22 protein-coding genes and 1 pseudogene are annotated in these 21,137 nt (G+C 68.5%); 12 read left to right on the top strand and 11 right to left on the bottom strand.

All coding sequences use genetic code 11. The features are described 5' to 3' along the window. Positions 1-10 precede the first annotated feature (10 nt). On the top strand, positions 11-439 hold the full coding sequence (locus OHT21_RS00275; protein ID WP_328766040.1) for a hypothetical protein: 429 nt from the start codon (positions 11-13) through the stop codon (positions 437-439). A 40-nt stretch (positions 440-479) separates the two neighbouring features. Here the strand turns inward: OHT21_RS00275 and OHT21_RS00270 are convergent, their stop codons facing one another. Further along, positions 480-2,000: a carboxylesterase/lipase family protein gene (locus OHT21_RS00270; protein WP_328766039.1), complete on the bottom strand. Its 1,521-nt coding sequence runs from the start codon at positions 1,998-2,000 to the stop codon at positions 480-482. Positions 2,001-2,342: 342 nt separating this feature from the next. Here OHT21_RS00270 and OHT21_RS00265 point away from each other — a divergent pair, with 342 nt between their 5' ends. Continuing rightward, the gene (locus OHT21_RS00265; protein WP_328766038.1) at positions 2,343-3,416 is read left to right on the top strand and encodes an alpha/beta hydrolase; all 1,074 of its coding nucleotides are present in this window, start codon (positions 2,343-2,345) and stop codon (positions 3,414-3,416) included. A gap of 27 nt (positions 3,417-3,443) precedes the next feature. Here the strand turns inward: OHT21_RS00265 and OHT21_RS00260 are convergent. Next, positions 3,444-3,767: pseudogene (locus OHT21_RS00260) on the bottom strand (sugar phosphate isomerase/epimerase and 4-hydroxyphenylpyruvate domain-containing protein); the annotation flags it as partial. 255 nt (positions 3,768-4,022) lie between these two features. Between OHT21_RS00260 and OHT21_RS00255 the strand changes: the two are divergent. Beyond that, complete coding sequence (locus OHT21_RS00255; RefSeq protein WP_328766037.1) at positions 4,023-4,877, top strand: tetratricopeptide repeat protein; 855 nt, start codon at positions 4,023-4,025, stop codon at positions 4,875-4,877. Between the two features lie 186 nt (positions 4,878-5,063). After that, a complete protein-coding gene (locus OHT21_RS00250; protein ID WP_328766036.1) occupies positions 5,064-5,723 on the top strand; it encodes an AlbA family DNA-binding domain-containing protein in 660 nt (219 codons plus the stop codon). A 62-nt stretch (positions 5,724-5,785) separates the two neighbouring features. Here the strand turns inward: OHT21_RS00250 and OHT21_RS00245 are convergent, their stop codons facing one another. Further along, positions 5,786-6,154, bottom strand: a complete 369-nt coding sequence (locus tag OHT21_RS00245) for a hypothetical protein (protein WP_328766034.1) — start codon at positions 6,152-6,154, stop codon at positions 5,786-5,788. 185 nt (positions 6,155-6,339) lie between these two features. Here OHT21_RS00245 and OHT21_RS00240 point away from each other — a divergent pair, with 185 nt between their 5' ends. The 3 genes from OHT21_RS00240 (at position 6,340) to OHT21_RS00230 (ending at position 7,596) form a co-directional block, all read left to right on the top strand. Then, positions 6,340-6,942, top strand: a complete 603-nt coding sequence (locus OHT21_RS00240) for a hypothetical protein (protein ID WP_328766032.1) — start codon at positions 6,340-6,342, stop codon at positions 6,940-6,942. Positions 6,943-7,033: 91 nt separating this feature from the next. Then, positions 7,034-7,339 (top strand): DUF6247 family protein, encoded by a 306-nt coding sequence (locus tag OHT21_RS00235; protein ID WP_328773921.1) that lies wholly within the window; start codon positions 7,034-7,036, stop codon positions 7,337-7,339. Beyond that, a complete protein-coding gene (locus OHT21_RS00230; protein WP_328766031.1) occupies positions 7,336-7,596 on the top strand; it encodes a hypothetical protein in 261 nt (86 codons plus the stop codon). Before OHT21_RS00235 ends, OHT21_RS00230 begins: the two co-directional genes overlap by 4 nt. 87 nt (positions 7,597-7,683) lie before the next feature. Here the strand turns inward: OHT21_RS00230 and OHT21_RS00225 are convergent, their stop codons facing one another. Continuing rightward, a complete protein-coding gene (locus OHT21_RS00225) occupies positions 7,684-7,809 on the bottom strand; it encodes a hypothetical protein (protein ID WP_328766029.1) in 126 nt (41 codons plus the stop codon). A 148-nt stretch (positions 7,810-7,957) separates the two neighbouring features. Here OHT21_RS00225 and OHT21_RS00220 point away from each other — a divergent pair, with 148 nt between their 5' ends. Further along, entirely contained in the window at positions 7,958-9,568 is a 1,611-nt protein-coding gene (locus OHT21_RS00220; protein ID WP_328766028.1) for an ISL3 family transposase, read from the top strand. Between the two features lie 706 nt (positions 9,569-10,274). Here the strand turns inward: OHT21_RS00220 and OHT21_RS00215 are convergent. The 4 genes from OHT21_RS00215 to OHT21_RS00200 all read right to left on the bottom strand — a co-directional run bounded on the left by OHT21_RS00215 (position 10,275) and on the right by OHT21_RS00200 (position 13,133). After that, positions 10,275-10,466, bottom strand: coding sequence for a hypothetical protein (locus OHT21_RS00215; protein ID WP_328766027.1), 192 nt, complete (start codon positions 10,464-10,466; stop codon positions 10,275-10,277). Between the two features lie 141 nt (positions 10,467-10,607). Next, complete coding sequence (locus tag OHT21_RS00210) at positions 10,608-10,850, bottom strand: hypothetical protein (protein ID WP_328766026.1); 243 nt, start codon at positions 10,848-10,850, stop codon at positions 10,608-10,610. 238 nt (positions 10,851-11,088) lie between these two features. Further along, positions 11,089-12,345, bottom strand: coding sequence for a beta-ketoacyl-[acyl-carrier-protein] synthase family protein (locus OHT21_RS00205; protein ID WP_328766025.1), 1,257 nt, complete (start codon positions 12,343-12,345; stop codon positions 11,089-11,091). Positions 12,346-12,800: 455 nt separating this feature from the next. Then, complete coding sequence (locus OHT21_RS00200) at positions 12,801-13,133, bottom strand: hypothetical protein (RefSeq protein WP_328766024.1); 333 nt, start codon at positions 13,131-13,133, stop codon at positions 12,801-12,803. Positions 13,134-13,689: 556 nt separating this feature from the next. Between OHT21_RS00200 and OHT21_RS00195 the strand changes: the two genes are divergently transcribed. Next, on the top strand, positions 13,690-14,139 hold the full coding sequence (locus tag OHT21_RS00195) for a hypothetical protein (RefSeq protein ID WP_328766022.1): 450 nt from the start codon (positions 13,690-13,692) through the stop codon (positions 14,137-14,139). Between the two features lie 287 nt (positions 14,140-14,426). Next, positions 14,427-14,603 carry a hypothetical protein gene (locus OHT21_RS00190; RefSeq protein ID WP_328766021.1) on the top strand — a complete coding sequence of 59 codons (177 nt, stop codon included), beginning with the start codon at positions 14,427-14,429 and terminating at the stop codon, positions 14,601-14,603. Positions 14,604-14,862: 259 nt separating this feature from the next. Here the strand turns inward: OHT21_RS00190 and OHT21_RS00185 are convergent, their stop codons facing one another. After that, complete coding sequence (locus OHT21_RS00185; RefSeq protein WP_328766020.1) at positions 14,863-15,291, bottom strand: DUF6415 family natural product biosynthesis protein; 429 nt, start codon at positions 15,289-15,291, stop codon at positions 14,863-14,865. Further along, positions 15,288-15,710 (bottom strand): ATP-binding protein, encoded by a 423-nt coding sequence (locus OHT21_RS00180; protein ID WP_328766019.1) that lies wholly within the window; start codon positions 15,708-15,710, stop codon positions 15,288-15,290. Before OHT21_RS00180 ends, OHT21_RS00185 begins: the two co-directional genes overlap by 4 nt. Positions 15,711-16,059: 349 nt before the next feature. Here OHT21_RS00180 and OHT21_RS00175 point away from each other — a divergent pair, with 349 nt between their 5' ends. After that, positions 16,060-17,388 carry a DNA-binding protein gene (locus OHT21_RS00175; protein ID WP_328766018.1) on the top strand — a complete coding sequence of 443 codons (1,329 nt, stop codon included), beginning with the start codon at positions 16,060-16,062 and terminating at the stop codon, positions 17,386-17,388. 1 nt (position 17,389) lies between these two features. Here OHT21_RS00175 and OHT21_RS00170 read toward each other — a convergent pair whose 3' ends face one another. Beyond that, positions 17,390-18,406: an NAD-dependent epimerase/dehydratase family protein gene (locus OHT21_RS00170; protein ID WP_328766017.1), complete on the bottom strand. Its 1,017-nt coding sequence runs from the start codon at positions 18,404-18,406 to the stop codon at positions 17,390-17,392. A 398-nt stretch (positions 18,407-18,804) separates the two neighbouring features. On the opposite strand from OHT21_RS00170, the gene OHT21_RS00165 reads away from it, so the two are divergent. Further along, positions 18,805-20,637, top strand: coding sequence for a DUF2637 domain-containing protein (locus tag OHT21_RS00165; protein WP_328773920.1), 1,833 nt, complete (start codon positions 18,805-18,807; stop codon positions 20,635-20,637). The last annotated feature ends 500 nt before the right edge of the window (positions 20,638-21,137 follow it).

The following is a 21,137-nucleotide window of genomic DNA, read 5'->3' as shown; positions in this document are numbered from 1 at the left end:
CGCCGACAAGGTGATCGTCCACGAAGCCGTCCCCGCCCCCGGCCGGACGATCGGCACCACGCTGAGCGTCGGCACCGCCCTCGACGGCCTGCCTTCGAGCGTGGGCTTCACGACCAGGGCCACCGTCGCGAGCGGCTCCTGCCACCTCGATCTGCGCGGCGCCTACCCCTCCGGGCAGGGCGCGTACAGCTACGAGGGCGACACCCGCGCCGTCGCCACCGGCACGGGTGACGCCGTGACCGCCGGCGGCTCCACCATCGCGGTGGCGAGAGCCACCAGGATGATCCTGCCGACCGAGCCGGCCCGCTATGCGGCGTCCACCGGCGGGGAACCGGCGGCTCATCGGCCTGTGACCGGCCGTGTGCACAACGAGTGCCGGGGCCGTGGTTGTTGCCGGTCCTCGACCGGTGTCGAAGAACCGCGGTCGGCCAGGCGGTGACCTGGCCGACCGCGGGCCGGATGGTGGGGAGCGGAGACCGCTACGCCGTCGTCAAGGGCAACGCGGCGAAGGTGTGCCGCTCCCAGAGGCGGCGGGAGGCCTCCTCCGGGTAGGCGGCGACCGTCGGTTCCGAGTCAAGGACCTGGACGAGGCGCTGCTCGCTGTCGTAGGCCGCCCAGCCCGGGTCGCCCGTGGCCGCGAACGCGGTCCACGCGGAGCGGAAGCGAGCGGAGAGCGCCTCGGTCGCGGGCGAGGGCGCCGGTCCGGTCAGCATGCCGCCGAGCCCGCCGTACACACCGAAGGCCAGCGGTACATCCAGGCCATGGCAGGCACCGAGAGCGCCGCCGTTCGCCGGAGCGGACCAGGTGAGGTCGTACATGTGCGCCCGGCCGCCACCGGCCACCTGGGCCTCCACCAGGTGCAGCGATGGCATGCGGAACAGCCAGTCGGACTGGACCAGTTCGAACAGGTACTCCGCCGAGGCGTCCGGGAACGCAGCGCGGTAGGCGTGCTCGGCGTCCGGCGTCGGCCCGAACAGGCCCAGCGCCATCGAAGCCAGACCCTCGTCCACCCGCCCGAGCATCCCGCCCAGCATGAGGAAGAGACGGTACTCGTCCCGGTTGTGCCCGGCGATCAGCTCCACGTCGCGTGCGGCACCGCCCGCCAGGGCCTCCCACGGTGTGGTGGGCAGAACGTCGCCGTCGACGACGGGCGAGAACGGGGTCGGGGTGAGGGCGACCGGACCCCAGCGGTGCACGTACTCGCGCATCCGACCACTCAGCGTGGCACCCGCCTGGGGCAGCTTGCGCGGGTCCACACCGGACAGGTCGGCCACCGTCGGGCGCAGGCCGAGCTCACCGGCCAAGGTCTCGGCGATGTCCGCGGCCAGCGCGTCCGAGAAGAAGGTACCCGGCACGCTTTGCGCGATGGCCCGCCGGAACAGTCCCCGCGCCCGGGGCATGGCCATCAGCGCGGCGATGGACCCGGCGCCGGCCGATTCGCCGAAGACAGTGACCCGGTCGGGGTCGCCGCCGAAAGAGGTGATGTTCTCGCGCACCCACTCCAGAGCCGCGACCTGGTCGAGCAGAGCCCGGTTCGCGGGAGCGCCCTCGACCGAGGCGAACCCCTCGATGCCGACACGGTAGTTGAGAGTGACCACGATCAGGTCGCCGTCCCGCGCCAGGCGGCTGCCGTCGTAGGCGGGGTCGTCGGCGGAGCCGAACTTGTAGGCGCCCCCGTAGATCCACACCATCACCGGTCGGCGCGCCGCCGGGTCGGCGTCCGGCGTCCAGATGTTGACCGTCAGCCAGTCGTCACCTGCCGGAGGGGGTCCGGCGGGAGCCGCCTCGGGCCCGAACGGCTCCTGCGGGGGAGGCGGACCGAACGCGAAGGCCTCCCGTACCCCGTCCCAACGGTCCGCCGGTCGCGGCGCCGCGAAGCGTGCCTCGCCCACCGGTGGCTGCGCGTACGGGATGCCGCGAAAGACTGCCAGGCCGCCCTCACGGCGGCCACGGACCGCACCGGCCGCCGTCATGGCCTCCGGAAACTCGCTTTTGGTCATGGATGACTCCTCACAGAACGCCGCGTCGCAGCCGGTACGGGCAAGGGTCGGGATCGGGAATCGCCTCGAGCAACACCATTGACACTCGCCCACCGCAACCTGAGACTCATGCCTGCTCAGAGTGAACCACATTTCACCAGGCGAACGAATTGCGTGCTCACGATCTCCTTCGTGTCGCTCGCCCGGCGGATCAGCCGGAGTGACACCACGGTCCCGGCACCCGTCACGGCCACTGTCGGCGCGGGCGCATCGGACAGTCGGCGTTCGGTCTCCCGGTCTCGTTCGTTCCATCGCTCCATTCGGCTTCAGCTCACACGAACCCCTCGAAGAGGAGTCGGCACGATGCAGCTACGCACAGGGATACACCTGAGTCAGTTGCGCTCGGGGCGCATCCCTCGGGCACTGGCGGCGGCCGCCGCAGCCGTGGTTCTCATCACGGCTGCGGGGGCCGCAGCCCCCGCCCGGGCGCAGACCGATGTGGAAGTCACCAAGGACCTCGCCTACGCACCCGCCCAACCGCCCGGCACTCAAGGCCACTTGCTGGACCTCTATGTCCCCAGGTCCGCGCAGCCGGTCCCGCTGGTGATCTTCTCCAGCGGCTCGGGCTGGCTGGCCGACAGCGGACGCCGCGGCGCCGACAGGGTGGCCGCACAGCTCAACCCGCGGGGATTCGCCGTCGCGGGCGTGGCGATCCGCTCCAGCGGGCAGGCGCAGTTCCCGGCGCAGCTGTACGACATCAAGGGCGCCATCCGCTGGCTGCGCGCGAACGCCAGAACGTACAACCTGGACCCGCACCGCGTCGCGATCATGGGCGACTCATCGGGCGGCTGGACGACCGCGATGGCCGCGGTCACCGGCGACCGTCCGGAGCTGGAGGGCGACGTCGGCCCGCGCGGGCCGTCCAGCGCTGTCCAGGCGGCCGTGCCGTTCTACCCGCCGACCGACTTCCTGCAGATGGACGCACACATGCCGGACGACTGCAGGGTGTTCAACTCGGCGTTCGGGCTGACGGACTGCCACTCCGACGCCCGCTCACCCGAGTTGCTGCTGCTCGGCTGCACCATCACGGTCTGCCCTGGCAAGGTCGTCGCGGCGAACCCGCTCACCTACATCGGCGAGCGGCATACCCCGCCGTTCCTGATCTTCCACGGCGAGCAGGACCCCTTCGTGCCGTACCACCAGAGCCGCCTGCTCTACGACGCCCTCGCGGCCGCGGGTGAGGAGGCACGACTGATCTCCTTCCCACGAGCCGGGCACGGGCCTCTGGAGGACATGCTCACCGACGACGAGACCCGCCAGGGTGCCTACCAGGAGACCACACGCAACGGGCACAGCACGCCGGCCCGCCCCGTGACTCCGACGTGGCCGACCGTCGTCTCCTTCCTGGAACAGCGGTTGCGCCCGGTGTCCCGCTGAGGCACTGGTCCTCGCCGCCCAACGGGTCTACCGTCGTTGGGCGGCGAAGCGTACGAAGGCGTTGGCGGCGCCGTATCCGCGGTAACCGCCGGTCCGTTGGACGATCTCGAAGAAGACGTACCCGACCGTATCCGTGTAGCAGCGGCGGAACTCCCCGCCCTGCTCGTCGCGGTCGCAGAGAATGCCAAGTTCGCGATACGTCTCCAGCTCCCCGTCGGGGAATTCGTAGGGTGCCGCCAGGTCGTCGCAGTAATTCGCCGGAATCCTGAGGAGTTCGGCGCCCGCCACACGGACGTGCCGCACCGCCTCGACGATGTCCTCGACGGCGAACGCCGCATGTCGGGGCCGGACCTCGCGGGCCACCGCGTTCTGATTCGTCGTCACAAACAATCACGATGCAGGTGGCCGTACCCATGCCCACAGGTACCCCACTCCGCCACACTGACCAGCGACGACGCCCTACGCTTCACGAACTACAGCTGCCGTGTCCATACTGGTGGGAGTACCCACCGGCCAGTTCTATCCAGTGCGGCGCCAATCCGAGGCTGGTGGTGTACACATGCCCGTATGGCGAGCCTGAGACTGCGGATCCGGTCGGCACGAGCGTTGATCAACCTGGGGCTCCGACGGGCGAGCAGCGGCAACAGGGAAGGTGCGGCCGAGGCGTTTGAGCGGGCCGCTACCTCCGCCAACCCCCGCTACAACGTTCGTGGGGCGCTGCACCTGTGGATCGTGCGGTCCGAGCTCAATGATCGGCGAGCCGCCGACGAGGCGTATCTGCTGGCAGCCGACCTCTGCGCAGAAGATGACGGCTCCGACGAGGAGAAGTCCGTCGCCGAGAAAAGCTTGAAGCTTGGCACCCACATAGCGGCCTATCAGCGTGAGTTCGTCCGGCCCGCACGTCTGCTCCTTCGTCGAAGCATGGATTCCGGAGACTCGGAGTCCGTGCCGCTCGCGGCGATGGGGCTCGCCGGACTGGAGTGGCAGGATCTCGAGGAGAGCCACGGCGTCGCCGACGCCTCCGCGAGCGGGGCGGCGATTAATCGCGCGTTGCAGCGTGTGATCGACACGGGTCACCCTGATTACGTTCCCGTCGCCGCCGAGTGGCTCGCCTTCAGCAGCGAGCAGTCCGGCAACATCGACACGGCCCGCATCGCGCTACGCGCCGCCATGGACTCCCACAAGGATTCCAGCAGCCTCAAGCACGCCTGTGCTGCCGCGTTGGACGTCGGGAAGGTATGCAAGCGCAAGGGCCACGCGGCGGATGCCATCACCGCGTTGCGGTTCGTTGTGGAGAACAGCCAGAAGGGCATGGCTGTGATCGCCGCCGAGCAGTTGGGCGAAGTGCTCGCTGCGCAGGGTGACAGCGAAGGCGCCCGGGAGGCGTATCAACTTGTGCTGGACAGAACGACCTTCCCGTACGTAGTCGACAGGGTCCGTTCTGCACTCGACCGGCTCTAGAGATCCTCGCCGACGGGCTACTGACTGTCGGGGGCCTGCGCGGTGCTACTCGGCGGGCGGCACAGGTCGCTGTTGAGCGACACCACGCGCCGAGTCATGAGGAGCGACCGGCTGGTCGCCATCGGCCGAGTGCGCTCCTGCCAGAAACCCGGAACTGCCCGCTAGTTGGGGAACTACGCTGCTCGGATGGCACGTTCATGGACCCGGCTGCACGAATACCTCGGCCACCCGCCGGGGCCGGTGACGTACGAGATGGTCGCCGAGGCCGTGCAGCGCAAGCTCGGCGAGAGTGACGACCTGGACTGGAAGGAGGCCCTTCCGCCCGTCTCACCGGTTCCAGGCCAGTGGAACGAGTTCGCCAAGGACGTCGCCGCCATGACCAACACCCGCGGCGGCCTCCTCGTCTACGGCGTCAGCGACACCGTAGACATGGTCGGCATCGACCTGGACAAGGTCAATGACAAGCAGCTGGGCCAGCTGCCCGGAGTGCTCCGCCCGGCCTGGAAGGCCCTGCAGGCGCATGCGACAGTCCGCTCGATCACTGGCCCAGGGGCGCTCGAACCACCTCGGGAGGATAGCCGGGCGAGTTCGCCACGAGGGCGGGTTGTGGGAAACCTGGGCGGCCCGCAAGTGGACCGCCGGCCGTCAGCGCCACGTCATCCGGCTATGACGGTGACAACTATTGAGCCTCGGCACACCGCCGTCGACGCTGCCCGCGAGCCCGGCCAGCGTCAGGAGGTCGCCCTCCTGATCGCGTACGAGCCTGCGTCACGGCCACCGGAGACGGCTCCCACCGACGACCATGCCGCCGTGTGGCTGCCAGAAGGATTTCTGACCGCAACGTGACACGAGCGAGCCCCGCCACCGCCAGTGACGTGGGCCCGCCCGGATTCTCTGATGCGGTGAACCTACGGGTACACGATGTAGGCGTGGCAGTCAGCGCAGCCCTTGATGTACGCCCAGCGGAACTTGCCCCTGGGGCTGGTCCGCTTGACCGACGTCGGGTCGTTGCTCCACTCGCCCAAGCTGTCGCCCATCATGCGGAGCCAGACATGGCCGGCGCAGTGGCCAGACAAGTGGTTCTTGCTGGCCACGGCCTTCTTAGAGGAGATAGTCAGGCTGTAGTAGGTCTCGCACGAACGCTCGTAGTAGAAGTGGCCAGGGACGTCGTCGTAGATCGTGTCGCCTGGGCCGATGGTACGTGCGGAAGCTGGCGTGATGGCGAGCATGAAGGCCGTCGCGAGAATGCCGAGGACGGTGACGATGCGTTTACGCATGAGAGTTCTCCCCCTGTTACTACTGCGCGTGGTCGGTGCGGTCTGACAACCGCGGCCACCGTAGTGAGCCCCGCCGCAGAAGAGGTACCTATAACTCTTCAGGGTGCAGCGGGAGTTCGTATGGGCCGACCCGCCTGCGCACGGTGGGCCTCGCCCTGGCCCTGATCCTGTGGGAGGGAGACGCGATGCTCGCAACGGTCCCTGCGCCCGCGGGTTTCGGCGTCGCGGAACTGCAGCTCGACATCGACGACGCGGAGCACGAACGGCGTCGCGCCGCCGGCCTGGGGGTCGCCACCGGTCACGGCTTCGGCGGCCTGGATGTACTGATGGCACTCCCACACGGCCTTCCCGTCCCGCTCGAGGCGCTCACCGATCACCAACGCGCCTACGTCTCGCGGGGCCCGGCCGGAATCTGCACCGTCACCGGCAACCAGGTCGTCCGACACGTCACACGGCCATGCCGGGTGCGGCTGGCCACGGTGCGGGCGGCGAGCGCCTCTCAACTGGCCCTGGACGCGGCCGAGAAGTTCACGGCGTTGTGCGCGCGCCGGGTGATCACGACCAGGGCCCCCAGCGTGTACTTCCCCGAGAAGCTGCTGGAGTTCGGCTCCTGCGGCATCGGCGTCTGCCTCCAGCACCCTGACGAGGAGCTGGAGACGTTGGTGGAGCCGCGGCCGTGGCGAGTGAAGCGGCACTCCCCCGAAGCCTGGTGGTTCGCTGAAACCGCCTACGGCCAGTTCCTCACTCAGCCATCACCACCGGCCCCCACGCTGTCGCCGGCGCTCTGATCCGACAGAAGGGATCTGTCCCATGCCCGCATCCACGGCCACCTGGCGCGCGTACCGTGAGGTGACGACCCGCCGCCGGGAGGACCAGCCGATGAGCGCGCAGCCCGACCACGCACCCGTCACCCCGTACGCCCCCGCCCCGGGAGCTCCGGCCGAACTGCTCGCGCAGCTGCGTGCCGACCGGCGTGCGGAGCGGTGGGTGCCGGCTTTCGAGCAGGAGTGGGCGACGGCCCTCGAGGAATCGCGCCGCACCTTCTCCCTCGCCGCGCTGTACGAGGTCCTCCAGGAGTGGCAGGGCCGCCTCGCCTCTGCCCCGGCCGTCGACGCGTTCGTCGCCTCCGGATACGACGACAGCGAGTTCATCGACATGGCGGAGCTCCGCGGGCGGCGCCGGTGACCGCACAGCCGTACGCGGTCCGTTTCTCCGCCCCGGCCGCGAAGGTCCTCGACACCCTGCCCGAGCACGTGGAAGACATGGTGTGGGACGTCCTGGACGCCGCCGCCGGCGACCCGTGGGGCTTTCGGCAGTGGAACGCCGATGACCCCGAGGGTGAGGACGTCCGCCACGCCTCCGTCGGCCAGCTGTCCCTCACCTACTGGGTGAACCGGCCCCTGCGCCGCCTGTCCGTCCTCACCATCACCTGGCTCGGATAGCCCGCAGATACGACAACGCCCCGTCCCCGGCATTGCAGCCGCCGGGGGCGGGGCGTTTCGCATGCTAGCCGCGCCTGACCATGGAGGTCAGCGGCGGATATGGACGGTCACGTTGACGATTGCGCCGCCAGCGAAGACAGCTCCGCCGAACAACGCCACAGCAGTGATCTGCTCCGTGTGCCCGAGTGCGGCCAGGAGGCAGATGGCAACCATGGCCAAGAGTGCAGTGATGGCAGGGGCTACCCGGCCCACCTGGGCAAGACGGGATGTCATTTCTCTCGGCGTCGCTCGAATCCTGGTTCTGGATCACTTTCCGTGCCGGAGCCACGGAGGGTCACCACGACCGCGATCATGAACGGCCGTGGGTGATGTGTTCCTCCAGGACCTGTGGTTCCACCAGGCCGAAGGCGTTGTGATCGAAAAGGCAGTAGTCGAGGGCGAGTTGGTGCTCGTGCGGGCCCGTGCATCGGCGGAGCAGGCCGCGTGTCACGCCTGCGGGACGTCGTCAGGCCGGGTGCACAGCCGATACGTACGCCGCCTCGCCGACACCGCGGTCGCCGGGCGTCCTGTGGTGATCGAGTTACAGGTCCGGCGGTTCCGCTGCCGTGACCGCGCCTGCAGGCAGGCCACGTTCGCAGAGCAGGTCGATGGCCTGACCTTCCGGCACGGCAGGCGAAGCACCGGGCTGCAGACTGTGCTGCAGCGGGTGGCCGTGATGCTGGCGGGCCGGGCCGGCGCCCGCCTGGCGGACACACTCGCGGTCCGGGCGAGCCGGTCGACACTACTGCGGCTGATACGCCGCCTGCCGGAGCCCGAAGTGCACACGCCGCGGGTGCTGGGGGTGGATGAGTTCGCCCTGCGCAAGGGACACAACTACGGCACGATCCTGGTGGACATCGACACGCGTCGTCCGGTTGATCTGCTGCCCGACCGCACCACGGCCACGGTGTCCGCCTGGCTCGCCGACCACCCCGGCGTCGAGGTGATCTGCCGTGACCGCTCGACCGCATACGCCGAGGCCGGACGGCTCGGCGCCCCGGACGCGGTCCACGTCGCGGACCGGTGGCACATCTGGAAAAACCTCGTCGAGGCCGTCGAGAAGACGGTCATCCAGCACCGCGCCCTGCTGCGCGAGACAGAGGAGACCAGCCGGGTCGGCGCCGCCGCACCCGGGAAGACCCCGGAGCTCGCGCCGCGTCCCTCAGGCGAGCCGCGACGCTCCGGCCGTCTGTCGGACCGGGTGCGCGAACAGCACTCTGCCGTCCACGCCCTGCTCGACGACGGGCTCGGCATGCGGCCGATCGCCCGTCGGCTCGGCCTCGCCCGCAACACCGTGCGCCGCCTGGCCCGAGCGGCCACCGCAGACGAACTGCTGGTGGGAAAGTGGACCGGCCGCAGCAGCATCCTCGATCCCTACAAGCCCTATCTGCATCAGCGGTGGGCCGAGGGCTGCACCGTCGCCCGCCGCCTGTTCGAGGAACTGCGTGAGCGCGGCTACCCCGGCGGCGAGAGTGTCGTGAAGAGGTACGTGCATCAGCTCCGTGAAGCGTTCCCGCACGACGATCCGCCTCGCAAGCACCCTTCCGTGCGAGACGTGACCAGCTGGATCACCCGCCGCCCCGACCGCCTCGACGACGACCAGGGCCAGCGACTCAAGACGATCCTCGCCCGCTGCCCCGAACTCGACCGCACCGCCGAACACGTGCGTTCCTTCGCCGAGTTGATGAATAACCGCCACGGACAGCAACTGGACCAATGGATCGAGCGCGTCCAGGCCGATGACCTGCCCGCCCTGCACGCTTTCGTCACCGGCCTCGGCCAGGACCTCGACGCCGTCGTCGCCGGGCTCAGCCTGCCCTACAGCTCCGGCGCCGTCGAAGGCCACAACAACAAGATCAAGATGCTCAAGCGGCAGATGTTCGGCCGCGCCAACTTCGACCTGCTCCGCAAGCGGGTCCTCCTCGCGGCGTGAGGCCGTTCATGATCGCGGTCGTGGTGACCCTCCGTGGCTCCGGCACGGAAAGTGATCCAGAACCCAGATTCAGCCGACGCCGACAATTTCCCTTGCTGTACCGTTCCGAGGTGTCGCTTCAGGATTCATCTCTCGTGATTTCGCTCGCGCGGATGTGATCTCAACGCGACACCGGGGAGTCCTCGGTCGTGCCCTCCGCCGTCCAAAGCTTGGGCATGACCTTCGGGGCTCCCCTTTTTTGTGCGCCGGGGCCACGATGGTCGGGCGGGGAGGTACGTGCCCTGGCTGTGACCGCCACCTCCCGCGAAGAGATCAACGACGCTGAACTGCACCAGCAGTTGACGCCTGACGCTCCGCTGCGCATCCTGCACCCCTCTATGGCGGGAAAGCCAATCCGGCACCCCTAAAAATCGCCCTGTATAACGCATCCAGACGCCAACCAGGCAATTCGCACACTTCCATTGAAGGGCTACGGAGTTGGCGGCTCCGGCTCCTATCCGTAGAACACCGCATGAAGCCCCGTGATGGCCTCCCGCACCGCATCCTCGCCCTGGTTCCTCCAGAACCGCGTCCAGGAGCTTCTGCGCGGCCGTGGCGAGATCCGGATCGCTCACCATGCCCAACGGCAGACCCACCGCGGCGACTCTGGCCGCGTACGGAGCGAGAGCAGCGGCTTCTTCGACGCTGCGCCGCTGCCACAGCTCGATCACCCGCGCCGACGGGGGGCAAGCGCGACCACCGCGCTCTCCCAACTGCCGCCCGGCATACGCCAGGCGGACCAGAACTCGATCGCGGCCATCCCGCCCACACGCCACCGTGTCGTACGGCTCAGCCACGCCTCCCGGTACAGAGTGCGCGCCGTCATCAACTCCGAGACGGCGATGACCAGCCGCTGCATCTGCGCACGCCGCTGTTCCTGCGGGTCAGCCAGACGCCAAACCAGGTGCCCATGAGCGTTGTTGCTGCGGCGAGGGCGGCACCGACGGCTATCTCGATCACGGCCACACCCTGCCAGGAGGCCAACGCCCGTGGCGGCGGATCAGAGACCCGGCGTGATCGCGTCGATCAGGACGCGCAGCTGGTGCACGACGTCCTGGTCGACGTCGGCCTGGTCCAGGACCTCGGCGGCCGGGGCGAGCACGTCGATGAGCCGGCCGGACCGTACGGCCGATGGCACGTCACGTAGCGAAGCACGGAAGAACGGCCCGGTCCACTGGCCCATCGCAAGGCCTTCGGCGAGCTCCCGTTCTGCCTGCTCCGGTCGCCCACTCAGAGACGACATCGCCCGGGAACGCTGAAGCGCTCTGGGCAATGTGGGTGAGCGGCAGCGACAACGTTACCGGGAGAGCCGCAGGTCCCAGCCGTCGCCGGTGCGGTTCAGGGTGGGGGTGTAGGCGGCGGGGCGGGCCAGTCGGCTTCCCGTGGGTGAGATTGCCGGGCGACCTGACCATCAGCGGCAGCGTGGGAGTGGAGTGAACCTGCTGGTCATGGGCAGATCTATCACCCGCGGGCGAGGCCGTTCAGGAAGCGAGGACCAAGGTGGCGTTATGGCCGCCGAAGCCGAAAGAGTTACTCAGGGCCGCCAGTGGTCCTTGAGGAAGTTGGCGCGGTGATCCGGTCACTATGTCCAAGCCGATTGCGTCGTCGGTCTCTTCTGCGTTGAGGGTCGGGGGCACGACGCGGTGGTAGAGGGCCAGCAGGGTGGTGATCGCCTCGACGGGGCCGGAGCCGCTCTGCAGGTGTCCGATCATGGACTTGGGAGCCGAGACGGCGATCTGGTCGGTGTGGGCGCCGCACACACGATGTAGGGCGCGGGCTTCGGCGAGGTCTCCGGCCGGTGTGGAGGTGGCGTGGGCGTTGACATGGGCGATGTCGGTGACCGACAGGCCGGCGTCGGCGAGCGCCCGGGTGATGGCTTTGGCCGCACCGAGTCCCTCGGGCTGCGGCTGGGCGATGCGGTGCCCGTCGACAGACATTCCGATACCGAGGATCCGGCCGTAGACCCGGGCACCGCGGGCGCGGGCATGGGCCTGCGACTCAAGGATCACGATGCCCGCGCCCTCGCCGAGCAGGAAACCGTCCCGGCTCTTGGCGAAAGGGCGGGAGGCACCCTGCGGGTCGTCGTTACGTCGGGAAAGGGCACGCATGGCGGCGAACCCGCCCAGGCCGAACGGGTGGATCGGTGCCTCGGCGCCGCCGGCGATCACGACGTCGGCCCGGCCCAAGCGAATCATGTCCGCCGCCAGCCCGATGGCCTCGGTCCCCGAGGCACAGGCGCTCACCGGCGCATGGGCACTGCCCTGGGCGCCGTACTGGATGGCTATCTGCGCCGCCGAGCTGTTGGGCAGCAGGGAGGGCACCGCGTAGGGCGACATGTGCTTCCAGCCCTTGGTCTGGAGCGTCTGATGAGCAGCGAGCATGGTCTCTACGCCGATGGTGGAGGAGACCGCGACCGAGAGCCGCTCGGTGTCCAGCTCCGTAGCGGTATCGAGGCCGGCGTCCGCCCAGGCTTCGTGTACGGCCATCAGCGCCAGCTGCGTGACGCGGTCCATCCGGCGCGCCTGCGCGGGCGGGAGGGCTGCCGCGGGGTCCACGGCCGCGGGTGCGGCGATCCGCACCGGCAACTCATGGGCCCACGGTTCGTTCAAAACCCGGGCTCCTGACCGGCCTTCCAGCATGCCCTGCCAGCTGGAGGTGACGTTGGCGCCCAGGGGCGTGACCGCTCCGAGTCCGGTGACCACGACATCCGACGCTCCGGCGGAAGCTTTCTTTACCACGATCTTCCTCATTCAGTTATCTGTTTGACCAAACCGGAAGGGGGAGCCCCAGCCCTCATAGGGTCAGGGTTTGCGCTGATGCCGAGAACGAGGGCCGCGGCGGTGAGGGGAGCGGCCGCTCGGCGGAGGTCGCGGGTGCGGGACGGTGACATGGTTCTCCAGTGAGTGCTGTGCACCATGCAACTTGCAGGTCAGGTGGGTTGGTGTGCGCGTATGTCAGCGTCCCGCGAGGGGACGCGGTCGGAGATGGCACAAGGGGCCTGGTACGCAGCACGCACCGTGGCCCGGGGCATGAACGGAAACGTGAGAGTGAGGTCATGCGCGCCCGCCACGGCCGGTGTCAGCCCCGTACGACGGGCACAGAGCCTCTGCCATCTTGATTTCGGCTGGTCGCGGGCCCTGGCGTGATGGTGGGCGGGCGGGCTCAGGGCGTTATTGAGGGGCGCCGCCGACACTCACCACCACTGCTTGGTGCAGTCTCCTACCCCAACAGGCGTTCCGGCGCTCCAGCGGAGGGGCCACAGAAGCCTCGAGGCGGTCGTCGGACCGTAGACGCCGTCAACTGCGGAGCCGGAAAGACCGAGCTTGTTTGCCTGGAGCCACTTCATGGCACTGACCATGCCATCCCCGTAGATCCCATCGCGCCCGCCGGCGTTCATCATCCTGTCGTAGGCGGTCGTCCCTCGGTAGCAGTAGTAAATGGCGTCCTGAACTGCCTTCACTGCGCCCACCGAGCCCGTCTGGTAGCCGATGTAGCAGGAAGTCCCGTTGTCGGTTCGTGCTGGCACCCGAATGACGACTTCTCCGCCGTAGGTCCCAGTGGTGTTGCATGGGCCGTACGCAGCCTGGGCTGGGGTCGCTTGCAGGCCGAGCGATACCACTGCGCTGAGCAGTACGCCAGTGACCGTCGCCAGAGATCGTCGGTGAGACGTAAAACGCACGTTGTTATCTTCCTCTTTGATGACACAAACCTAGTGATCACCAACCTCCGTTGGCATTCGCTAACGGTGTCGCTGGATGTGACTGAGTGCTTCAGCTGGCGAGTGAGGCTCAGTCACATTGACCTTCGGCGCATGCTCTCGCCACGTTCGTTCCCGATGGACATTCGTTCTCCTGACTCTTGATGCGCCCGTCCGGCCCGTCCGTTGACGTGCGCTTGCCGGGGCCGACTGGCTGGTTCCGCGAAGGAGACTGCCGGTTCGCTGCGGAGCCTGGCCACAGTTGGTGCGGAAGTGGCCATATCCCGGGACGTCCCACCCGCTGACCTGCAGAAACGTCGCCCGCAGTGGCACTGCGGTGGGACGCCTGAGACAGAGGCTCACAGTAGCCCGGCTCGGTCGCTGAGTGTGCCGGTCGTTTGCCCCACAAGGAACGGCCGCGCGCGCCCTGATCGCCCTCTCCAGCCGCAGCGGCGACGTCGCGGAGCTGATCACCCGCCGCCTCGCCGCGCTCGCCCACAGCGGCCTGAAGGCCCTCGATGAGCCCACGGTGCGCGCGGTGGTCCGCCAGGCCGTCCGCGCCGTCCGCACCGCACCGCCTGTGCCGCCCGCCGATCCGCCGGCGGATCCCGCGCTCGCCGCGCTGCGCCGCGTCGTCGACGAACTCACCGCCAGCACGTACGCGATCGGGGAGCTGATGCTCGAAATCGCGCCGGTCTACCTGTCCGACACCGACGCGGCCGACGTCCTGGCGCTGCTGTGCGAGAAGATCGGCGAGCCCCTCGAGCACGGGCTCGCCGCCCGCCGCTACGCGATGTCCGGCGACCGTCGCGCCCTGCACGGCACGGTCCTCTGACCGCCCTCGCTCGCGGACACCCGGCTCCTGCTGTGAGCCACACACCTTGTTTTCCCTTCCTGGTGGTGGTCGTCGGGATGCAGCGCAGCGCAGGATTTACATGGGCCCGCGTAGCACAAAACTGCTGCACGAGTCGGAGGCCAGCCCCGGAGTCATGCAACGGGCGGCGGCGGTTTGTTCTGCTGCTCCAGAACGATTCGGTTTACCTGGTGCTACCGCCGCGATCTCCGCCCCCGGCCGGGAACGACGGCGCCCAGCTGCTCAGCACCCGACTCGGAGCGCGCCCCATGCCGGCCGACGGTGAGCCGATCGTCGGCCCGGTCGCCGAGGTCCCCGGCCTTTACTTGGCAGTGATGCACTCGGCGGTCACGCTCGCCGCGGCCGTGGGCCGCCTGGTCGCGCGGGAGTTGGTCGACGGAACCGTTGAGTCGGCTCTGTCAGGTTGCCGCCCGGATCGCTTCTAACGATCCCGATGTGGTGGGCGGTCCCTGCCTGAACCGCCGCGGGCAGCCGCTGTTCTGGCCTGACAGCCCATCACCGCGAGGCCGCACACGGCTCGCACCCAAGTGGGACCAATCGACTCCAGTTCCCTCGTGCCGGATTGGTGTTGGAAGTATCCTTCCCTCTGGGTGATGAAGGGAACCAGGGGAGGCTCGGTCCAGGTGCGCACGGAACGGTTCTTCTCTCTCATCTCTCCGAAGGGGCTGACCGGGAGCGGAGGGATCACGGCGCCTCCTTGATGCACTGGTTCTCCAGCAGGAGCTCGAGCAGCTCGTCGAGGGTCCAAGCCATCTGGCGGACGTGCCCGACGGCCTTCATGTGGTCGCCGGGCAGTTCCTCGGACCGGACGGTGCGCGCCCGATCGACGACCCGGTCGACACGCGCGTCCTGCTCGACCACCTTGGCGGTGACGGCGAGGTTCACGAGCCGCATCAGGTGCCCGCGGAGCCTCATCGCGTTCACGTCGACCTCGTCCTCGTCCGGCGTGTAGTCGTCGAGTACGGCTGAGAGGCCATCGAGCACAGAGCCGTCGACGTACGGCTGCCACTTCTGGACCTTCGCCAGGACCCAGCGCAGTCTTTCCGGGGCGAACGGCAGCTCGGCCGCCCGCACGGGGTGCGCCCAGCCGGGGGAAGTGGCCGGTGCCGTCACGGTCGCTCCTTCGCCGGCACCGCGAGAGTGCACCAGGTCTGCGCGCCGCCGTCGCTGGTGCCCCAGTCCCCGCCGTTCTCCTTCACTAGGGCCTCGACCAGGGCGAGGCCGCGCCCGGACTCAGCCTTGTCGTTGACGTACGTGCGCGTGGCGCTGCCCGGCATACCGTCGGTGACGGCCATGTGCAGGAAGCCGTCTCGGACGGCGATGTTCAGCCTGATTTCCTTGGCACCGCTGTGCAGCAGGGCGTTGGTCAGCAGCTCGGAGAGTATGAGCATCACGTCATCGAGCAGCGCCTCGAGCCCCCGGTGTCTGAGCCGTGCGGCGGCGATCCGGCGCATGATGCCTACCCGGGATGCGTCCTTGACTCGAGGCGGGTCGTCACCGCAACGGGGAACGACCTCGAACCTCTCGCTCATCACTGCCCCGTCGCGGTGTTGGGTCGCGCGGGGCGTTCGTACGGCTGTCGTTGTCATCACGTCCTCTGGGGAATGTTGGGCCGTCCCGAACAGAGGGCCACTGTCCTGAGTGCGTTCGGCACTCTCAGCGAGGGTGGTGATCAGCGTGGTCCTGCAGGGGGTGCCACCGCCAGGTCAGGGAGCTGCCGTCTCCGCGCCACAAATGTGGCGGATTGCCATCTGACTGCCAGCCAACTGCCATCTGCCGAAGATGTGTTGAACTGGAGGAGGGCGCCGGTATCCCCTTCGTACGAAGGGATCGATCCGTAGGCGGGCCGCCAACAGGCCAGGCTTGATGACTGGAGGCGATGTGAGGGAACAACCCGAAACGCTGCTCAAGCTCTTGTGCGACCGCCGCAACTTGGGCGCCCCTGACTTCGTAGCACTGTTCGACAGCACCGCTGACGAGGTCGTCGGGAAGGGCGGCAACAACCCGACCTGTAGCGAGCGGACGGTGTTCCGTTGGAAAGCAGGGCAGATCCGCCCGGAGTCGCTGTCCGCGGACACCCGCCGTGTGTTACAGGCCATGTTCGGCTGCGCCGTGACGGCGCTGTTGGCTCCTCCGCCTCCTGCCGAAGATCCCCAGGCACCCGCGTTCAACCTGGAGCACGAGATCAACATGACCGCACGCGACGCTCAGGACGACGCCAGCGCAACAGCCGCAGCGTCCGTTTCTGATACCAGCCTTGACCAACTTGCCGACGACGTGACATCGCTCGCGCGCGATTACGCTTCCCTCCCTCCGATGGATGCCTTCCGGCGCGGCCGGGCACTCCAGGAGGAACTTCAGAGCCAGCGAGACCGCACGCAGATCCCCACACAGCAGCAGCGTCTGCTCGTACTTACGGGCCAGACCATGGCCCTGCTCTCCGCAGCGGCCTTCAACCTTGGCTCCTTCGACAATGCCCGCCGTATGGCCCGTGCGGCTGATCTCTACGGAGAGAGCGCCCGCTTCCCTCTGTTGCGCGCGTACGCGGACGGCATCCTCGCGTACATTGCCTACTTCACGGGCATGCCCGCCGAGGCCGTAAGCAAGGCGCAGCGCGCCCAGACATACGGCGGCCTGGGTGACGTTGCCCGGCAGCGGCTTCTCGCCATCGAGGCGCGTGCACACGGATACCTCGGCGACACAGAATCCGCCCGTGAGGCGCTCCGGCTCTCCCTGCAGGCCGAGAGCGGGTCCCGCGACGACCTTCACGACGGTGTCGGCGGCGAGTTCGGTTTCTCCCCCGAGCGCCTGGCCATGTCCAGCAGCTCGACCGCGCTACTCATCCACGACGGGGACCAGGCCGAGCGGTCCGCGCGCCGCGCCCTGGACCGCATCAGTCAAAAACCACAGGCCAGCCGTTCGCCACACGTACTCGGGGGCGCCGCTGCCGACCTTGCCGTGGCCCGGCTCCTGTCGAACGACGTCGAGGGAGCCGCTGATGCGCTGACCCCCTTGTGGGACATCCCCGGGGACCAGCGCGTTACCGGGGTCCTCGTACGCACGGGGCAGATCCAGCACTTCCTCGCGCAGCCGGCCTACCGTCGCTCGACCCTGCCCCGCGAGTTGCGCGACCGCGTCGAGGACTTCACCCGCAGCGCAAGCAGCCACCAGCTCAGTACCCGCAGTGCCCTGCTCCAGTTGGAAGCCTGAGTTAGGTCAAGGAGGCGAGGATCTTCGCCTCCTTCTCACGGGCGATCCCGTGCTCGGCCCACCTCGGGTGGTCCACGGGACGCCCGTCCGCAGCAAGCCAGGCCCATGTGTCCCGGATCGTGTCAGCGATCGGTCGGCACCGCAGCCCCGCGGTTACGGCCCGGTGGGAGTCGACCGACCATACGCCCGCGTGCGTACGCCACAGCGGCAGCTCGGTCCACTGCGCTACGCCGTGTTCGGCCAGGACCCTCGGCTCCACCCACACCGGCTTTCCGGCCGCGCCGGTGACAGTCACGCATTCGCCGAGGAAGTCCTCGAAGGTGATGCCCACCGGGTGGGTGACGTTGTAGCCGCCGCTCGTCGCGCTCGCCGCCTGGTCGAGCGCGAACTCCGCGACGTCGCGGACGTCGACCGGCTGGATGCGCTGGCCGCTTGGCGCAGGGGCCAGGATCTTCCCACCGCGCTTGGCCCGGGTCAGCCACCAGGGGAGTCGGCCAACGTACTCGCCCGGGCCCAGGATGACGCCGGGCCGGAGGAACACCGCAGCGTCTCCGAAGACCTCCTTCACGGCGCGTTCCCCGCCAGCCTTCTGGAAGCCGTAGACAGTGGGACTGCCGTCCTCACCGTTATGCCCATACGACTCGTCAGCGTCAGCCGGGGCATCCAGCAGCGGCGAGTCGTCGGTGAGCGGTTGGTGGGGCCAGCCCTGATAGACCGACACTGTGGAGATGTGCACCCAGCGCCGCGCCGCGTTGCGGAGGGCAGTTGCGGCCAGCAGGACGTCACGGGGCGGGAAGTCGGAACTCGACGTGTCGATCACAGCGTCCCATGGACCTTGCTGGGCAAGGCGTTGCAGGTCCTCGCGGTCTGTACGGTTCCCGTGTACCGGCTCGACGCCCTCGATGTCACCGCCGGAGCGCCCGCGGTTGAAGGTGGTGACGAACCACCCTCGCGCTAGAGCTACTTCCACAATGTTCTTCCCCAGGAACCATGTGCCACCGATGACCAGAATCCTCATGGGCTCGATCCTGCCGTGCGGGTGGGCCTGGCGGAAGAACAGTTGGACCCAGCCTCGCCCGCGCTGGCCTGCGGGCACGCGGATGCCGCGTCAGTCTGTGAGGGACGGAGCCCAGCGTCGGGATGGGTGGGCTCGCATGTCAGTGAGTCACGTATGCGCCGATGGAAGCGGTCAGCCGTCACTCTGTGTCGGTGCCCTGCGGCATAGTGATCGCCGTCAACACCGAGATGTTCGTCGCCATCTGGCAACGGCTTCTTGTCGAGCCTGGCAGCGAAGGACTCCAACCTTCCTTCCCGGCGTGGGAGTGTGAGAACAGCTCAGTTGTGAGGCGTAGACAGGGGGAGTGGTACGTGAGCAGGGGGAGCGAGGAGATACCCCGACGGGCCCTGGGACACCGAATCCTGTTGACTCGGACGCATCGGATCCTCATCGGGGTCGTCGTCTTCGGGGCGGTCGTCATCGCCGGTATCGGCTTCGCCGGTTCGTACGCGGCGGTACGCGAACTCGCCCTGGACAAGGGCTTCGGGAACTTCAGCTACGTCTTCCCCATCGGCATCGACGCGGGAATCTGCGTCCTGCTGGCCCTGGACCTCCTGCTGACCTGGATCCGCATCCCGTTCCCGCTGCTGCGTCAGACGGCGTGGCTGCTGACGGCGGCGACGATCGCGTTCAACGGCGCGGCCGCCTGGCCGGACCCGCTGGGCGTCGGTATGCACAGTGTCATCCCGATCCTGTTCGTCGTCTGCGTGGAGGCGGCCCGGCATGCGATCGGCCGGATCGCGGACATCACGGCCGACAAGCACATGGAGGGCGTACGCCTCACCCGCTGGCTCCTCTCGCCGATCCCCACCTTCCTGCTGTGGCGCCGCATGAAGCTGTGGGAACTTCGCTCCTACGACGCCGTGATCAAGCTGGAGCAGGAGCGCCTGGTCTACCAGGCCAGCCTCCGCTCCCGCTTCGGTCGCGCATGGCGGCGCAAAGCCCCCGTCGAGGCGCTGATGCCGCTGCGGCTGGCCCGGTACGGCGTCCCGCTCGCCGAAACCGCGCCTGCCGGCCTCGCCGCCGCCGGCATCGAAGAGCCGCCGATCCTCTTCACCATCGAGCGGGTCTCCGCCCCCGTCCAGCCCGAAGGCCACGCGCCCGAGGCCACGCCAGAACACGAGCCGGAGACAACGGAGCTGAAGAGAACGAAGACGCCTCCGGTGCAGGCTCCAGCCCCAGCACCCGAGCGGCCACGTGAGCCCGAGGAATCCATCGAGGGAGACACCGAGCGATTCGCCGAGGCCTACCAGGCGTTCATCGCGCAGTTCCAGGTCGAACCGACCGCCGCACAGTGGGCGTTCTGGCTCCGCGACGCGTACGGCATCTCCACGGGGACCGGCGGCCCGCTCTCCGAGGAGCAGGTGCACCCCCTGCTCCAGGTCCTCCAGAAGCGCTATGCACCGCACACCGAGGAGACTGCCACCTCCGGTGAACCGCAGCCCACCGACCAGTCCTGGTACGACTACTTCCACAGCGCCTGGCGCAACTATGAGCAGGAGCATGGCGCTTACCCCGATGCGGCCGCTCTCGCGGCATACGTGCACGAGCGGGACGGGATCGCCGGCGCGGGCGGCCGACCCATCTCGGGTGAGGACCTGGGGGACTTCGTCGCGAGCTTCCAGGAGCGTGATTTCGGCAGCACCAAACCGCCTGCCGGGGACGTCGCCGGTCCGGGCGAGCAGGAAACCGATGAGTCCCTTCCGGAAGCGGAAGCTCTGCAATCGGTGCCTGGCGGTGCTGCACCACAGGCTGCGAAGGGGCAGCGCAGCGCTAGGGTGGACGCTCCCGTCGATGCGCCGCCGCAGCACTCCTCCGGGGGAGGCGACCTCACCGCCCCTGACCGGTACTACCTCGCATGGATGGAGTACCAGGACCAAAAGGGGAGCGAGCCCAGCGACGAGCAACTCTCGGCCTACTGCGCAGAGAAGGGACTCCTCGGCCGCGGCGGCAAGCCCATCAGCCCGGCCAACTTGCGCCGGCACTTCGTACGCTGGCGCGTCTACAACGTCTGGGCCGAGCACCGGGTGCACACCGACGCTCCTGCGCAGGCAGACGTTGCGCAGGCATGCGCAGACCGGGGAGTCACCGCCCAGTACAACAGGCCCATCACCCCCGCCTACCTGGCCGACGAGTCCGAGGACTTCGAGCGACGCTGGCAGGCCCTCACCCGCCACCACGCCGACGCGTAACAGTAAGCCCGCGGCCGTACACGATTGCGCATGGGTCTCCCGCCAAGCCCAACAGGCTGCGCAATCAGAAGAACCCCCTGATCCGCCGTGCAATGCGCGGACACCGTGATCACTGCGCAGGTCTGCGCACCGCGCCTTTGTGTACTGCGCACCCGACCCTGGACCGATGAGGAAGACCCATGCGGGCACGACGCATTGACCCGGACGCCACGATCACGGCCCTGCGTAGTCGGCAATCCGGGTGCTGGACGACGACGGGGTGCAGCAGGCGCAGGCCATTGCGCGGACCGTACGGGAGACACTGAGCGCGTGACAGACGCGGTGGCCGGCATCCAACGAAGCGGCAGCCGCAGAACACGTACACGTGAGCTACGACCTGGGTGGGACTGACGGCACGAAGCGGGTCTCGAACGGCATCCCTCCGAGGCGATGGGCAGCCAACTGGCCCTGCACATCTCGTCCTGCGTCCTGCACAGACCTGCGCAGAACGCAGGATTGCA

The organism is Streptomyces sp. NBC_00286, assembly GCF_036173125.1.
Lineage (GTDB): Bacteria > Actinomycetota > Actinomycetes > Streptomycetales > Streptomycetaceae > Streptomyces.
This window is presented reverse-complemented; position numbering and strand designations above follow the sequence as displayed.

Coding starts and splice junctions, on each gene's coding strand:
- OHT21_RS00270 (WP_328766039.1), bottom strand. CDS start 2,000: ATGACCAAAAGCGAGTTTCCGGAGGCCATGACGGCGGCCGGTGCGGTC.
- OHT21_RS00265 (WP_328766038.1), top strand. CDS start 2,343: ATGCAGCTACGCACAGGGATACACCTGAGTCAGTTGCGCTCGGGGCGC.
- OHT21_RS00250 (WP_328766036.1), top strand. CDS start 5,064: ATGGCACGTTCATGGACCCGGCTGCACGAATACCTCGGCCACCCGCCG.
- OHT21_RS00245 (WP_328766034.1), bottom strand. CDS start 6,154: ATGCGTAAACGCATCGTCACCGTCCTCGGCATTCTCGCGACGGCCTTC.
- OHT21_RS00240 (WP_328766032.1), top strand. CDS start 6,340: ATGCTCGCAACGGTCCCTGCGCCCGCGGGTTTCGGCGTCGCGGAACTG.
- OHT21_RS00235 (WP_328773921.1), top strand. CDS start 7,034: ATGAGCGCGCAGCCCGACCACGCACCCGTCACCCCGTACGCCCCCGCC.
- OHT21_RS00225 (WP_328766029.1), bottom strand. CDS start 7,809: ATGGTTGCCATCTGCCTCCTGGCCGCACTCGGGCACACGGAGCAGATC.
- OHT21_RS00215 (WP_328766027.1), bottom strand. CDS start 10,466: ATGCAGCGGCTGGTCATCGCCGTCTCGGAGTTGATGACGGCGCGCACT.
- OHT21_RS00210 (WP_328766026.1), bottom strand. CDS start 10,850: ATGTCGTCTCTGAGTGGGCGACCGGAGCAGGCAGAACGGGAGCTCGCC.
- OHT21_RS00190 (WP_328766021.1), top strand. CDS start 14,427: ATGCCGGCCGACGGTGAGCCGATCGTCGGCCCGGTCGCCGAGGTCCCC.
- OHT21_RS00180 (WP_328766019.1), bottom strand. CDS start 15,710: ATGAGCGAGAGGTTCGAGGTCGTTCCCCGTTGCGGTGACGACCCGCCT.
- OHT21_RS00170 (WP_328766017.1), bottom strand. CDS start 18,406: ATGAGGATTCTGGTCATCGGTGGCACATGGTTCCTGGGGAAGAACATT.